We start from the raw sequence: 15758 nt of genomic DNA, 5'->3' as shown, positions 1-15758 counted from the left end.
TCGGTTCACTTCTGGATCCACCCCTCGATCGCGTCCGCCGTGGCGGTGGCGGCGCTCTCGATCAGCGCGAAGTGGTCCGCGGCGATCTCGACGTGGTCGTCGCTCGCGGCCCACTCCACGGTGGCCCCGCCGATGGACTCGGTCGCCCTGACCATCAGGGTCGGGGCGGTGACCGCGGCGTCCGGCCGCTCGGTGAACAGACGCAGCCAGGCGCCCATGGCGAGCCAGCTCGTGTCCTCGATCACCACTCCCCGCTGCTCCCGGTCGAAGATCGCGGTGAGCACCGAGGAGAACGCGCCGTCCGTCTCCGGACGCCCCGCCGGGGTGTCGATCAGCACGACACCCTCCGCAGCGGTGCCCGCCGCCTCCAGCCTGGCCCCCAGGCTCTGCGCGACAGCGCCGCCCATGGAGTAACCGACCAGGACGAACGGGGCATCACCGACCGCGCGGCGAACCGAGTTCTCTAGCACCGTCATCGCCGTATCCCACGACGCCGGCACGGGCTCGCCGCCCAGGAACCCGGGCAGGGTGCAGACGTGGACGTCCCGAACGCCGTCGAACCGGTCGGCGATCCGCAGGAACTGCTCCGGGCCGGAGTCGACCACATACACGTAGGACGGGATGCAGACGATCTTCACCTGTCCCGGCCCCGAGGCGAGCCGCACCACGTGCCCGTCCCCGTCCGCCGGTTCGGCGGGCGAGGTGAAGGACGGCCTGCGCCCCGACGCCTCGACCAGCCGCGTCAGCGCCTCGGCCATCGTCCCCGACGCGAACGCCTCCTGAAGCATCGTGCCGACCGCTCCGTGGCCGCCGTCCGGCACCGCCACAGCGGCGGTGCCCCCACCCGTACGGGGCTCCGGCGACGACCCACCGATCTCGGTGACGAGCCGCCGGGCGATGTCCGCGGGCGTCGGGTGCTCGAACACGAACGCGGCCGGCAGCGGCAGACCGGTCACCTGGGAGAGCCGCTTGCGCAGCTCGACAGCGGCCAGCGAGTCGAAGCCGAGCTCCTTGAACGCCCGTTCCGGGTCGATCGCGGCGGACGAGGCGTGCCCGAGGACGGATGCGACCTGCGCCTGCACCAGCTCCAGCACCACCCGCTCGCGGTCGCCGTCGGCCACACCCGCCAGCCGCTGCGCCAGCGACACACCGGACTCGGCGCGGCGGGCCGGCATCCGGACCAGCCCGCGCAGCACAGCCGGCAGCGTCCCGGCCCGTGTCTGCGCCCGCAGCGTGCTCTGGTCCAGCCGCGCCGAGACCAGCAGCGCCGCGTCGAGCCCGAGGACCTGGTCGAACGCCCCCAACGCGGTCCCGGCCTCCCCCGGCGCCCACGCGAGCACGGTGCCGGTGAGGCCCTCTGCACGCCGCCTCGCCACGAGCGCGGCCGGCGCCGCGTCCGCACCGGCGTCCTCCGCCCGCCCCACGGCGCCGGTCAGTGACGCGGCCGGGGCGAACAGCACGAACGCCGACAGGCCCATCCCCGCGGTGAGTTCGTGCAGGTGCCACGCCGCGTCGACCGGTCCGTACGAGGTGTGCACGACGGCGGTGAGCGGCCCCTCGACCGACTCCAGCAGGCGGGCCACCTGGTCCCGGTCGGTGAGGACGCAGTCCTCGGTCCGGACGTCGGCGGCGCCGAGCGCGTCGAGGCCGTTGACGTCGTTGGCCTCGTGCGCGTTGAGGCCGTTGACGTCGACGGTCGGGTCGTTCACCAGCAGCAGCCGCTTGACGCCGTACCGCTCGACGAGGTGCCTGGCGAACACCGTGGCGAGACCGCCGGTGACCAGGACCGTGCCGTCCGCGTCCAGCGCGGGCACCGAGGGCGTTGCCGACACCCGGCGCAGCCGCGGTGCCAGCACCCGGCCCTGGCGCACGGCGAGCTGCGGTTCGTCGGCGACGGTCGGCGCAGACCGGTCCGGCTGCCCGCCGTCGAGGTCCACGAGCAGGAACCGCCCCGGGTGTTCGCACTGGGCTCCCCGTATCAGGCCCCAGGCGGACGCCTGCGCGATGTCCGGCGCCTCGTCGCCCACGGCCACCGCGCCGCGGGTCGTCACGACCAGCCGGATCTCCCCGAACCGGTCGCCGGCCAGCCACCGCCGCACGAGCGCCTGCGCACTCGCCGTAATCGTCCGCGCCGCCTCGGCCACCTCACCGGCCGGCGACCCGATCGGGGCGACGACCACCTCCGGTGCCTGGACACCGTCGGCGAGCGCCTGCTCCAGCGCGTCCAGATCCCCGAAGTCCTCGCCGAGGACCGCCACCCGCGCCTGCGTCGGCGCCACGGTGACCGTCGTCCAGTCGAGCTCGAACAGGGGGGTCGCGCCACCACGGCGCAATGCCTCCAGATGGGACGGGTCGACCGGGTGGAACGCGATCCGGTCGACGCTCACCACCGGTTCGCCCTGCTCGCCCATGGCGTCGACGCGGGTTGCGTTCCCGCCTGTCGGGGCGATCCGTACGCGTGCCCGGGTGGCTCCGGTCTCGCCGAGGCGTACCCCCGACCAGGAGATCGGCAGATCCGCGCCGGCGCCGGCGCCGGTCTCCGGGGAACGGGTCACGGCCCGGCCGTGCAGCGCGGCGTCGAACAGGCCCGGGTGGATCCCGAACCCGGAGGCGTCGGTGCCGTCCGGGAGCGCGACCTCGGCATAGACCTCGTCACCGGCCCGCCATGCGGCCCGCACATTCTGGAACAGGGGCCCGTAGTCGAACCCGAGATCCGCCAGCGACGTGTAGAGCCCGTCCACCGACACCTGCTCGGCCTCGGCGGGCGGCCACTGCAGCGGGAAGACCGCCGCCGCCGGTTCGGCGTCCATGGCCAGCCGGCCGCGCCCGTGACAGGTGGTCTCCGCCTGCTCGTCGTCCTCGCCGGTCTCCGGTCGGGTGTAGACGGCGACCTCGCGGCGGCCGTCCTCCCCGGCCTGACCGACGGTCACCTGGACCTGGACGGCGGTGTCGTCCGACAGGAGCAGCGGTGCTTCCAGCACCAGCTCGTCGAGCAAGGGAGCATCGACCTGGCGGCCGGCGGCAAGCGCCAACTCGACCAGGGTCGTGGTCGGCGCCAGGACCATCCCGAAGGCCATGTGGTCACGGGCCCAGGGCTGGGTGTCCAACGCCATCCGCCCGGCGAACACCCATTCGTCACGGTCGCCGACCTGCACCGCCGCCGACAGGATCGGGTGCCCGATCCGGGCCAGACCGGCCGCGGCCACATCGCCGGCACCTGCGGCACCGGTCGCCCAGTAGCGTTCGCGCTGGAAGGCGTATGTGGGGAGCTCGACGCGTTTGGCGCCGGTGTCCTGGAACAGGACGGTCCAGTCGACCTGGATGCCGGCGGTGTGGGCTTCGGACAGGGACAGCAGGAACCTGCGCAGACCGCCCTCACCACGCCGCAGGGAACCCACCACGCCGACGCGGTCCTGGACGCCGTGTGCGGTCAGGGTCTCCTCGACCGCCATCGCCAGCACCGGATGCGGCGACATCTCCAGGAAACACCCCGTGCCGTTGTCCGCCAGAGCCCGCACGGCAGGCTCGAAACCCACCCGGCCGCGCAGATTCCCGTACCAGTACGAGCCATCCAACGTCGCCGTGTCGACGAACCCGCCCATGGCCGTGGAGTAGAAGGGCACGCGTCCCGACACCGGCGTCAGGGGCGCCAGGACCTTCAGCAGTTCCGCCTCGATGGTCTCCACCTGCACCGAATGGGAGGCGTAGTCCACCGCCACCCGACGCGCCCGCACACCGTCGCGCTCGCAGCCGGCGACGATTTCGTCCAGCGCACCCGGCTCACCCGCGATCACCACCGCCGCCGGGCCGTTCACCGCCGCCACCGACACCCGGCCCTCGAACGCAACCAGCAGCTCCTCGACCTGCCCCACCGGCAGCGCCACCGACACCATGCCGCCCAGGCCGGCCAGACGCTCACGCACCAGACGGCTGCGCAACGCCACCACCCGCGCACCGTCCTCCAACGACAACCCGCCCGCCACACACGCGGCGGCGATCTCGCCCTGCGAGTGCCCCACCACCGCCGACGGCTCCACCCCATGGGCCCGCCACAGACCCGCCAGCGAAACCATCACCGCCCACAACACCGGCTGGACCACATCCACCCGCTCCAGCGACGGCGCACCCTCCACCTCACGCAGCACATCCACCACACGCCAGTCCACAAACGCGGACAGCGCCTCGTCACACGCCGCCATCTGCTCGGCGAACGCCGAAGAGGAATCGAGGAGTTCCACCGCCATACCGGCCCACTGCGCCCCCTGACCCGGGAACACGAACACCGGATTGCCACCGACCGCACGGCCCTCGACCACATGCTCGGCCGGCTCCCCGGCAGCCAGAGCGGCAAGCCCCGCCAGCAACTCCTCACGGCCGGCCGCGACCACCGCACCACGATGCTCCAACCGCGCCCGCGTCGTCACCGCCGAGAACGCGACATCCCCGAGAGACACCTCCGGCTCCGCCACAAGGTGCGCCCGCAGACGAGCGGCCTGCTCCCGCAACGCCGCCGCAGACTTCGCCGACACCACCACCGGCACCACCGGGAGCTCGGTGCTCGTGGCCGGCGCCTCGGCCGGTTCCTCGGCGGGCGCCTCCTCCAAGATCACGTGCGCGTTCGTGCCGCTCACACCGAAGGAGGACACACCCGCGCGGCGCGGACGCTCCGACGCCGACCACTCCCGCGCCTCCGTCAGCAGCTCCACGTCACCGGCCGACCAGTCGATGTGCGGGGACGGCTCGTCCACATGCAGCGTCCTGGGCAGGACGCCGTGCCGCATCGCCATGACCATCTTGATCACACCGGCCACACCCGCAGCCGCCGAGCTGTGACCAATGTTGGACTTGACCGACCCGAGCATCAGCGGGCCGCTCCCCCCGCGCTCCCGGCCGTAGGTCGCCAGCAGCGCCTGCGCCTCGATCGGGTCACCCAGCTTCGTACCCGTGCCGTGACCCTCCACCGCGTCGACGTCGGCAGCGTTCAAACCGGCGTTGGACAGCGCCTGGCGGATGACCCGTTCCTGCGAAGGACCGTTCGGTGCGGTCAGACCGTTGCTCGCACCGTCCTGGTTCACCGCGCTGCCGCGCAGCACCGCCAGCACACGATGGCCCTTGCGGCGGGCGTCCGACAGCCGCTCCACGACCAGCAGGCCCAGGCCGTCCGAGAATCCCGTGCCGTCCGCGGACGCCGCGTACGCCCTGCAGCGTCCGTCCGGCGACAGCGCCCGCTGGCGGCTGAACTCGGTCAGCAGCAGCGGAGTCGCCATCAGGGACACGCCGCCGACCAGTGCCATCGAGCACTCACCGGAGCGTACGGACTGCGCCGCCATGTGCAGCGCCACCAGCGACGACGAGCACGCCGTCTCGACTGAGACCGCCGGTCCCTCCAGTCCGAGCGTGTAGGAGACGCGACCGGACAGGACGCTGGACATCGTGCCGGTCATCCGGTACCCCTCCAGCTCGAGGGGCATCAGCAGGCCGTAGTCCGACGCCACCGCACCGCAGAAGAATCCCGTGTCGCTGCCGCGCAGGGAGGTGGGGTCGATGCCCGCGTTCTCGAACGCCTCCCACGCGGCCTCCAGGATCAGCCGCTGCTGCGGGTCCATGGCCAGCGCCTCGCGCGGGCTGATCCCGAAGAACTCCGCGTCGAAGTCGGCGACACCGTCGACGAAACCGCCATTGCGCGTGTACGAGGTGCCCGGCTCGTCCGGATCGGGGCTGTAGAGCCGTTCCAGGTCCCAGCCACGGTCGGTGGGCAGGCCCGAGATCGCGTCCCGACCGGACGCGATCAACTCCCAGAACTCGTCCGGTGACGTGACGCCACCCGCATAGCGGCAACTCATGCCGACGATGGCCAACGGCTCGTCGTCGGACGCGTGTCGCGACCGCACCACGGCACGCGACTCCTCCGCGAGGCCGCCGGCCTCGGCGAGGAGCAGCCGGGCGGCCGCCACCGGGGTCGGGTGGTCGAAGACCAGCGTCGCCGGCAGCCGCACACCGGTGGACTGGGACAGTCGGTTGCGGAGCTCGACCGCGCTCAGCGAGTCGAAGCCCAGCTCCTTGAACGCCCGTTCCGGGTCGATCGCCGCACCGGAGGCGTGCCCGAGGACGGATGCGACCTGCGCCTGCACCAGCTCCAGCACCACCCGCTCGCGGTCCGCCTCCGCCACACCCGCCAGCCGCTGCGCCAATGAGCCGCCCGCTCCGGCCCCACGGGCCGGCACCCGGACCAGTCCGCGCAGCACGGCGGGCAGCAGACCCGCCCGCGCCTGCGTCCGCAACGCACCCAGGTCCAGCTGAACCGCGGCGAGCAGCGCCGCGTCCGATCCCAGCGCCTGGTCGAACAACCCGAGCCCCAGCTCGGTGGAGAGCGCGGCGACACCGGTCCGGTCCAGCCGGGCGAGGTCGGCCTCGTCCAGGCCGCCGGCCATGCCACCGGCTTCCGCCCACAGGCCCCAGGCCAGCGAGGTGGCGGGCAGGCCCTCCGTGCGGCGTTTGGCCGCCAGCGCGTCCAACGCAGCGTTCGCCGCCACGAAGTTCGCGTGGCCCGGCGTGCCGATCAGTGCGGCAGCCGAGGAGAACAGGATGAACGCCGACAGCTCCATGCCGGCGGTCAGCTCGTGCAGGTGCCACGCCGCGTCCATCTTCGGACGCATCACCCGCTCGACCTGCTCGGCGGTCATCGTCTCGACCAGGCCGCCGTCGAACACACCCGCGGCGTGCACGACCGCCGACAGCGGTCGGTCCAACGAGGCGAGGAGAGTGGCGAGTTGGTCACGGTCCGAGACGTCGCAGGCCTCGACCCGTGCGGTCGCGCCGGCTGCCTCCAGCTCGGCCACGAGCTCAGCGACACCGTCGGCGGCCGGGCCGCGACGGCTGACCAGCAGCAGTTGCCGCACTCCGTGGTGCTCGGCCAGGTGCCTGGCGAACAGCGCACCCAGACCACCCGTGCCACCGGTGATGAGCACCATCCCGGTCGGGTCCGGTGCCCGGTCATGGGCCGCAGCGTCTGCGCGAGCCAGCCGCGGCGCGAACAGCCGGCCGCTGCGGACGGCGAGCTGCGGCTCGTCCGGGCCGAGCACCGTGCCCCAGTCCGGAGCCTCGTTGTCGTCGAGGTCCACGAGAGTGAACCGGCCCGGGTGTTCGGACTGGGCTCCCCGTATCAGGCCCCAGGCGGACGCCTGCGCGACATCGGGTGCCTCGCCTTCCACAGCGGCAGCACCACGGGTGGCCGCGACAAGCCGGGCGTCACCGAGCCACTCGCTGGCCAGCCACCGCTGCACCAACGCCAGGGCGGTGGCGGCGAGTTCACGCGCCGCCTGTGCCGAGTCGCCCGCCGGGGTCCCGATCGGGGCGACAACCACCTGCGGTGCCTGGGCACCGTCGGCGAGCGCCTGCTCCAGCGCGGCCAGGTCCGCGTACTCCTCACCGAGGACGGCGACCTCCATCGCTGCCGACGACGTGGGGGTGATCTCGGCCCACTCGAGCTGGAACAGCGAGTTCTTCGTGCCCTGGGCACGGTGGAGTTGCGTGGGCTCCAGCGGACGGAGTCCGAGGACGTCCACGGTTAGGACGGTCGCCCCGGTCTCGTCGAGCACGTCGACGCGGGTTGCGTTTCCGCCTGTCGGGGCGATCCGTACGCGTGCCCGGGTGGCTCCGGTCTCGCCGAGGCGTACCCCCGACCAGGAGATCGGCAGATCCGCGCCGGCGCCGGCGCCGGTCTCCGGGGAACGGGTCACGGCCCGGCCGTGCAGCGCGGCGTCGAACAGGCCCGGGTGGATCCCGAACCCGGAGGCGTCGGTGCCGTCCGGGAGCGCGACCTCGGCATAGACCTCGTCACCGGCCCGCCATGCGGCCCGCACATTCTGGAACAGGGGCCCGTAGTCGAACCCGAGATCCGCCAGCGACGTGTAGAGCCCGTCCACCGACACCTGCTCGGCCTCGGCGGGCGGCCACTGCAGCGGGAAGACCGCCGCCGCCTGCTCAGGGTCCGTGGCCAGCCGGCCACGCCCGTGGCAGGTGGTCTCCGCCTGCTCGTCGTCCTCACCGGTCTCCGGTCGGGTGTAGACGGCGACCTCGCGGCGACCGTCCTCCCCCGCCGGACCGACGGTCACCTGGACCTGGACGGCGGTGTCGTCCGACAGGAGCAGCGGTGCTTCCAGCACCAGCTCGTCGAGGAGGGGAGCATCGACCTGGCGGCCGGCGGCAAGCGCCAACTCGACCAACACGGTGCCCGGCACGACGATGGTTCCGAGGAGCAGATGCTCGGCGGCCCACGGATGGGTCTCGGTGGACAGGCGTCCGGTGAGCACCCATTCGTCGCGGTCGCCGACCTGAACCGCCGCCGACAGGATCGGGTGCTCCAACCGGCTCTGGCCGGCTGCGGCCACATCGCCGGCACTCGCAGTGCCGGCCAGCCAGTAGCGTTCGCGCTGGAAGGCGTATGTGGGGAGCTCGACGCGTTTGGCGCCGGTGTCCTGGAACAGGACGGTCCAGTCGACCTGGATGCCGGCGGTGTGGGCTTCGGACAGTGACAGCAGGAACCTGCGCAGACCACCCTCACCACGCCGCAGGGAACCCACCACGCCGACGCGGTCCTGGACGCCGTGTGCGGTCAGGGTCTCCTCGACCGCCATCGCCAGCACCGGATGCGGCGACATCTCCAGGAAACACCCCGTGCCGTTGTCCGCCAGAGCCCGCACAGCAGGTTCGAAACCCACCCGGCCGCGCAGATTCCCGTACCAGTACGAGCCATCCAACGTCGCCGTGTCGACGAACCCGCCCACGGCCGTGGAGTAGAAGGGCACGCGTCCCGACACCGGCGTCAGGGGCGCCAGGACCTTCAGCAGTTCCGCCTCGATGGTCTCCACCTGCACCGAATGGGAGGCGTAGTCCACCGCCACCCGACGCGCCCGCACACCGTCGCGCTCGCAGCCGGCGACGATTTCGTCCAGCGCACCCGGCTCACCCGCGATCACCACCGCCGCCGGGCCGTTCACCGCCGCCACCGACACCCGGCCCTCGAACGCAACCAGCAGCTCCTCGACCCGCTCCACCGGCAGGCCCACCGACACCATGCCGCCCAGGCCGGCCAGACGCTCACGCACCAGACGGCTGCGCAACGCCACCACCCGCGCACCGTCCTCCAACGACAACCCGCCCGCCACACACGCGGCGGCGATCTCGCCCTGCGAGTGCCCCACCACCGCCGACGGCTCCACCCCATGGGCCCGCCACAGACCCGCCAGCGAAACCATCACCGCCCACAACACCGGCTGGACCACATCCACCCGCTCCAGCGACGGCGCACCCTCCACCTCACGCAGCACATCCACCACACGCCAGTCCACAAACGCGGACAGCGCCTCGTCACACGCCGCCATCTGCTCGGCGAACGCCGAAGAGGAATCGAGGAGTTCCACCGCCATACCGGCCCACTGCGCCCCCTGACCCGGGAACACGAACACCGGATTGCCACCGACCGCACGGCCCTCGACCACATGCTCGGCCGGCTCCCCGGCAGCCAGAGCGGCAAGCCCCGCCAGCAACTCCTCACGGCCGGCCGCGACCACCGCACCACGATGCTCCAACCGCGCCCGCGTCGTCACCGCCGAGAACGCGACATCCCCGAGAGACACCTCCGGCTCCGCCACAAGGTGCGCCCGCAGACGAGCGGCCTGCTCCCGCAACGCCGCCGCAGACTTCGCCGACACCACCACCGGCACCACCGGGAGCTCGGTGCTCGTGGCCGGCGCCTCGGCCGGTTCCTCGGCGGGCGCCTCCTCCAAGATCACGTGCGCGTTCGTGCCGCTCACACCGAAGGAGGACACACCCGCGCGGCGCGGACGCTCCGACGCCGACCACTCCCGCGCCTCCGTCAGCAGCTCCACGTCACCGGCCGACCAGTCGATGTGCGGGGACGGCTCGTCCACATGCAGCGTCCTGGGCAGGACGCCGTGCCGCATCGCCATGACCATCTTGATCACACCGGCCACACCCGCAGCCGCCGAGCTGTGACCAATGTTGGACTTGACCGACCCCAGCAGCAGCGGGCCGCTCCCGTCCCGGTCCCGGCCGTAGGTCGCCAGCAGCGCCTGCGCCTCGATCGGGTCACCCAGCTTCGTACCCGTGCCGTGACCCTCCACCGCGTCGACGTCGGCAGCGTTCAAACCGGCGTTGGACAGCGCCTGGCGGATCACCCGTTCCTGCGAGGGACCGTTCGGGGCCGTCAGACCGTTGCTCGCACCGTCCTGGTTGATCGCGCTGCCGCGCAGCAGGCCGAGGACCTGGTGACCTCTGCGGCGTGCGTCCGACAGTCGCTCCACGACCACCAGTCCCAGGCCGTCGGAGAAGCCGGTGCCGTCCGCGGACGCCGCGTACGCCTTGCAGCGCCCGTCCGGCGACAGCGCCCGCTGGCGGCTGAACTCGGTGAGCATGAACGGGCCGGACATCAGCGTCACGCCGCCGACCAGTGCCATCGAGCACTCGCCCGATCGCAGTGCCTGCGACGCCAGGTGGAGCGCCACGAGCGAGGAGGAGCATGCCGTGTCGACCGACACCGACGGCCCTTCCAGGCCCAGGGTGTAGGAGACGCGACCGGAGGCCACGCTCGCGGTGCCTCCGGTCAGGCGGAGCCCTTCGACGTGGGACAGGTTGCCCGGCACAGCCGCGTAGTCCGAGGCTCCGACACCGCAGAAGACGCCCGTGTCACTGCCGCGCAGCGACGTCGGGTCGATACCGCCGTACTCGAACGCCTCCCACGCGGCCTCCAGCAGCAGTCGCTGCTGGGGGTCCATGGCCAGCGCCTCGCGCGGGCTGATCCCGAAGAACTCCGCGTCGAAGTCGGCGACACCGTCGACGAAACCGCCGCCACTGGTGTAGATCGTCCCGGACTGGTCCGGGTCCGGGTCGTAGAGGCGTTCCAGGTCCCAACCGCGATCGGTGGGCAGGCCCGAGATCGCATCGCGACCGGAGGCCACCAACTCCCACAGGTCCTCCGGCGAGGTCACCCCGCCCGGGTAGCGGCAGCTCATGCCGACGATCGCCAACGGCTCACTCGACTGTGCCAGCAGCCGCCGGTTGAGCTGGCGGAGACGGTCGGTTTCCTTGAGCGATTTCCGGAGGGCGTCTACGAGGTCGTTCTTTTCGGTCATGCGATGTCCTCCTGGGCCATCCGGATCAGGGCTTCGGCGTCCATGTCGTCGATCGATGCGGGCGCCCCGTCCTCAGGCGCATCGTCGGTCAGGTCCGTCAGGTCATTACTTGCCAGTTCACGCAGGGTGTCGATCAGGCCCGCCTTGCGGAGACGGCCGATCGGGATCGACGCCAGCACGGCGCGGATCTCGTCGTCCTCGGACCGGGGCGCGCTCGTCGCGCCGTCCACCTGGGCCTCGGAGAGCAGGAACTGTGCGATCGCCGCCGGGTTCGGGTGGTCGAAGACCAGCGTCGCCGGCAGCCGCAGTCCGGTGGACTGGGTGAGCCGGTTGCGGAGCTCGACGGCGCTCAGCGAGTCGAAGCCCAGCTCCTTGAAGGCCCGTTCCGGGTCGATCGCGGCGGACGAGGCGTGCCCGAGGACGGATGCGACCTGCGCCTGCACCAGCTCCAGCACCACCCGCTCGCGGTCCGCCTCCGCCACACCTGCCAGGCGCTGCGCCAGCGACACACCGGAGTCGGCGCGGCGGGCCGGCATCCGGACCAGGCCGCGCAGCAGCGGGGGCAGCATCCCGGCCCTTGCCCGGGAACGGAGCGCGGCCATGTCCAGCCGCACGGGCGCCAGCAGCGGGGCATCGGATCCGAGCGCCTGGTCGAACAGCCCGAGCCCCAGCTCGGCGGAGAGCGCACCGACGCCCAGTCGTTCGAGCCTCTCGATCTCGCCTTCGCCCAGTTGTCCGGCCATGCCGCCGGCTTCCGCCCACAGGCCCCAGGCCAGGGACGTCGCCGCCAGCCCTTCGGCACGCCGCTTCGCCGCGAGCGCGTCCAACGTCGCGTTCGCCGCCGCGTAGTTGCCCTGGCCGGGGCTGCCGATCAGTGCGGCGACGGAGGAGAACAGTACGAACGCCGACAAGTCCATGTCGGCGGTCAGCTCGTGCAGATGCCACGCCGCGTCCACCTTCGGACGCATCACCCGCTCGACCTGCTCCGGCGTCATCGCCTCGATCACACCGTCATCCAGTACGCCTGCGGCGTGTACGACCGCCGTGAGCGGCCGGTCCAACGAGCCGAGCAGTCCGGCGAGCTGGTCGCGGTCCGAGACGTCGCAGGCCTCGACCCGCGCCGTGGCGCCGGCCGCCGCCAACTCGGCGACCAGTTCCGCCACACCGTCGGCGGCCGCGCCGCGACGGCTGACCAGCAGCAGGTCCCCGACGCCGTGGCGTTCGACCAGGTGCCTGGCAAACAGCGCACCCAGACCACCCGTGCCACCGGTGATCAGTACCGTGCCGTGCGGGTCCAGGGACTGCGGAACCGTCAGGACGACCTTGCCGACGTTGCGGCCCTCGCGCAGGAACCGGAAGGCCTCCCGCCCCTGACGCACATCCCACGCCCGGACCGGCGAATGGGACAACACGTCCTGCTCGAACAAGGCCGTGATCTCGACCAGCATCTCCTGAAGCCGATCGACCCCCGCCCCGTCGAACAGATCGAACGACTCATAGCGCACGCCGGGGTGGGCAGCGCCCACGACCTCGGGGTCGCGCACATCCGCCTTCCCCATCTCGACGAACCGGCCACCACGCGGCAGCAGATCCAGCGAGGCATCCACGAACTCACCCGCCAGCGCGTTGAGGACCACATCCACGCCCTGGCCGCCGGTCGCCTCCAGGAACGCCTCCCGGAATGCGAGGTCCCGCGACGAGGCGATCCGCCCCTCCCCGACACCCAACTCCCGCACCGCGTCCCACTTGTGCGCGCTCGCGGTCGCGAACACCTCCGCACCCAGATGACGGGCCAACTGCACCGCGGCCATACCCACACCACCGGCCGCCGCGTGCACCAGCACCCGCTCACCCGCACGCACACCCGCACGATCAACCAGCCCGTAGTACGCCGTCAGATGCACCACCGGCACCGCCGCCGCCTGCACGAACGACCAACCCGACGGCATCGGCACCACCATCCGCCGATCCGCCACCGCCACCGGACCGAACCCCTCAGGAACAAACCCGAACACCCGGTCACCCGGCCTCAGGTCCGTGACCTGGGCGCCGACCTCCAGCACCACACCGGCAGCCTCACTGCCCAACGGCGCCTCACCCGGATACATCCCCAACGCGATCAGCACGTCACGGAAGTTGACGCCCGCCGCACGGACCGCGACCCGGACCTCGCCCACACCCAGCGCACGCCCGCCCTCGGACGGCACCAGCGCCAGATCCTCCAGCGAACCCGCCCGGCCCACCGCCAACCGCCACGCCTCACCCGCCGGCAACGACGCACCCGCACGACCCAGCCGCGGCGCCAACAACCGTCCACCACGCACCGCCAACTGCGGCTCGTCCAGACCAACGAGCGTGCCCCACTCCGGAGCCTCGTTGTCGTCCAGGTCCACGAGCAGGAACCGGCCCGGATGCTCCGACTGCGCACTGCGCACCAGACCCCACACCGGCGCCAGCCCCACATCCGGCACCTCGTCACCGACACCGATGCCGTTACGGGTCGCCACAATCAGCCGCGCCTCGCCCAGCCACTCACTGGCCAGCCACCCCTGCACCAGCGCCAGCGCCTCGGCCGCGGCCGCCCGCACCGACTCGGCCACCTCACCGGTGTGCGCCCCCATCAGGGCGACGACCACCTCAGGCGCCTGGGCACCCTCGGCGAGCGCCAGCTCCAACGCCTGCAGATCGGCGAACTCCTCACCGAGCACCTCAACCCGAGCCGACGCGGCAGGCGCGGCCTGGATCTCAGCCCAGTCCACCTGGAACAGCGAGTTGTCACCACCCCGAGCACGCTCGAGCTGCGACGCATCCACCGGACGCATGTCGAACCGCACCATGCTCAGTACGGGCTCGCCCTGCTCGCCGGCGATGTCGATCCGGAACGCGGACTCACCTGCCGAGCGGATGCGGGCGCGGACCCGCGAGAGGCCCGGTGTGCCGAGCCGGACGCCCGACCAGGAGAACGGCAGCACCGCTCCTTCCCGGGGGCCCTTGCCCAGGAGACCGCCGTGCAGCGACGCGTCGAAGAGGGCCGGGTGGATCCCGAAGCCTTCGCCGCCGGTGTCACCCGGCAGCGAGACCTCGGCGTAGACGTCGTCACCGGAGCGCCACACCGCCCGTACACCCTGGAAGACGGGGCCGTAGTCGAAGCCGAGGTCCGTCATGCCGGCGTAGAGCGCGTCGACCGACGCCTCCTCACCGCCGACGGGCGGCCAGGCGACCCACCATCCTTCTTCGGGTTCGGTGTCGGGTGCGAGCAGGCCTCGGGCGTGGCAGGTGGTTTCCGCCTGCTCGTCGTCCTCGCCGGTCTCCGGGCGGGTGTAGATCGCCACCTCGCGGCGGCCGTCCTCCCCCGCCCGGCCGACGGTGACCTGGATCTGGACCGTGACGCCTTCGTCGAGGAGGAGTGGTGCCTCCATGACGAGTTCGTCGACCACGGGGGTGTCGGCCTGGCGGCCGGCGGTGAGCGCGAGCTCGACCAGGGCGGTGCCGGGCACGATCACGGTGTCCAGCACGACGTGGTCACGGGTCCAGGGTTGGGTGTCGGTGGACAGGCGTCCGGTGAGCACCCATTCGTCGCGGTCGCCGACCTGCACCGCGGCCGACAGGATCGGGTGTCCGATACGGCTCTGACCTGCCGCCGCAGCGTCACCCGCGCCCGTGCCCGGGGACAGCCAGTACCGCTCCCGCTGGAACGCATACGTCGGCAGCTCCACCCGCCTGGCACCCGTGCCCTGGAACAGTGCGTTCCAGTCCACCTGCACCCCGGCGATGTGCGCCCGGGCCAGGAACCCGGCAAACGTCGACGCCTCCTCCTGCTTGGCCCGCAACGCCGACACCAACACAGCATCCACATCCACGTCCCGGGCCTCGCCGTCCTCCAGGCACTGGCGTGCCATCGCGGTCAGCACACCGTCCGGACCCAGCTCCAGGAACCGGCGCACCCCCAGATCCCACAGGGTCTGCACGCCGTCGGCGAACCGCACCGCCTGCCTCACATGACGCACCCAGTACTCCGGATCCGCCACCTCCGCCGACACCAGCCCACCGGTCATATTCGACACCAACGCAATCCGCGGCACCGAATAGGACAAGCCCCGGGCAATCTCCTCGAACTCGGCGAGCATCGGCTCCATCCGCGGCGAGTGGAACGCATGACTGACCCGCAACCGCGTCGCCTTACGCCCCTGCCACCCCGCCAACCACTCCTCGACCGCATCCGCATCACCCGACACGACCACCGCCCGCGGCCCGTTCACCGCCGCGATCTCCAACCGGCCCACGAACCCGACCAGCGACTCCGCCACCTCCACCTCACCGGCCTGCACCGCGACCATCGCACCACCAGCCGGCAACCCCCCCATCAAACGACCACGCGCCACCACCAGCTCACACGCATCCGCCAGCGACAACACCCCCGCCACATGAGCCGCCGCAATCTCCCCCACCGAATGCCCGATCACATAATCCGGACACACACCCAGCGACTCGACCAGACGGAACAGCGCCACCTCCACCGCGAACAACGCCACCTGCGTGAACTCCGTCGCATCCAGCAACAAAGCCCCCGCCGAACCCTCCTGAGCCTCCAACAACTCCCGAACC

At 72.0% G+C, this 15758-nt stretch carries 2 protein-coding genes (1 of these 2 only partly in view); both read right to left on the bottom strand.

Features of this window, described 5'->3' with window-relative positions; translation table 11 throughout:
- Positions 1–5: 5 nt before the first annotated feature.
- Entirely contained in the window at positions 6–11153 is an 11148-nt protein-coding gene (locus OGH68_RS35475; protein ID WP_264249692.1) for a type I polyketide synthase, read from the bottom strand.
- Positions 11150–15758, bottom strand: the end of a protein-coding gene (locus tag OGH68_RS35470) for a type I polyketide synthase (protein ID WP_264249690.1). The gene runs 13214 nt beyond the window's last position; the window shows 4609 of its 17823 coding nt (coding positions 13215–17823); its start codon lies beyond the right edge, outside the window; its stop codon occupies positions 11150–11152. Before OGH68_RS35470 ends, OGH68_RS35475 begins: the two co-directional genes overlap by 4 nt.

Source organism: Streptomyces peucetius (assembly GCF_025854275.1).
Classification (GTDB): domain Bacteria; phylum Actinomycetota; class Actinomycetes; order Streptomycetales; family Streptomycetaceae; genus Streptomyces; species Streptomyces peucetius_A.
This window is presented reverse-complemented; position numbering and strand designations above follow the sequence as displayed.

Bases quoted from the DNA above. Each gene is read 5' to 3' on its own strand.
- OGH68_RS35475 (WP_264249692.1), bottom strand. From the start codon at position 11,153: ATGACCGAAAAGAACGACCTCGTAGACGCCCTCCGGAAATCGCTCAAG.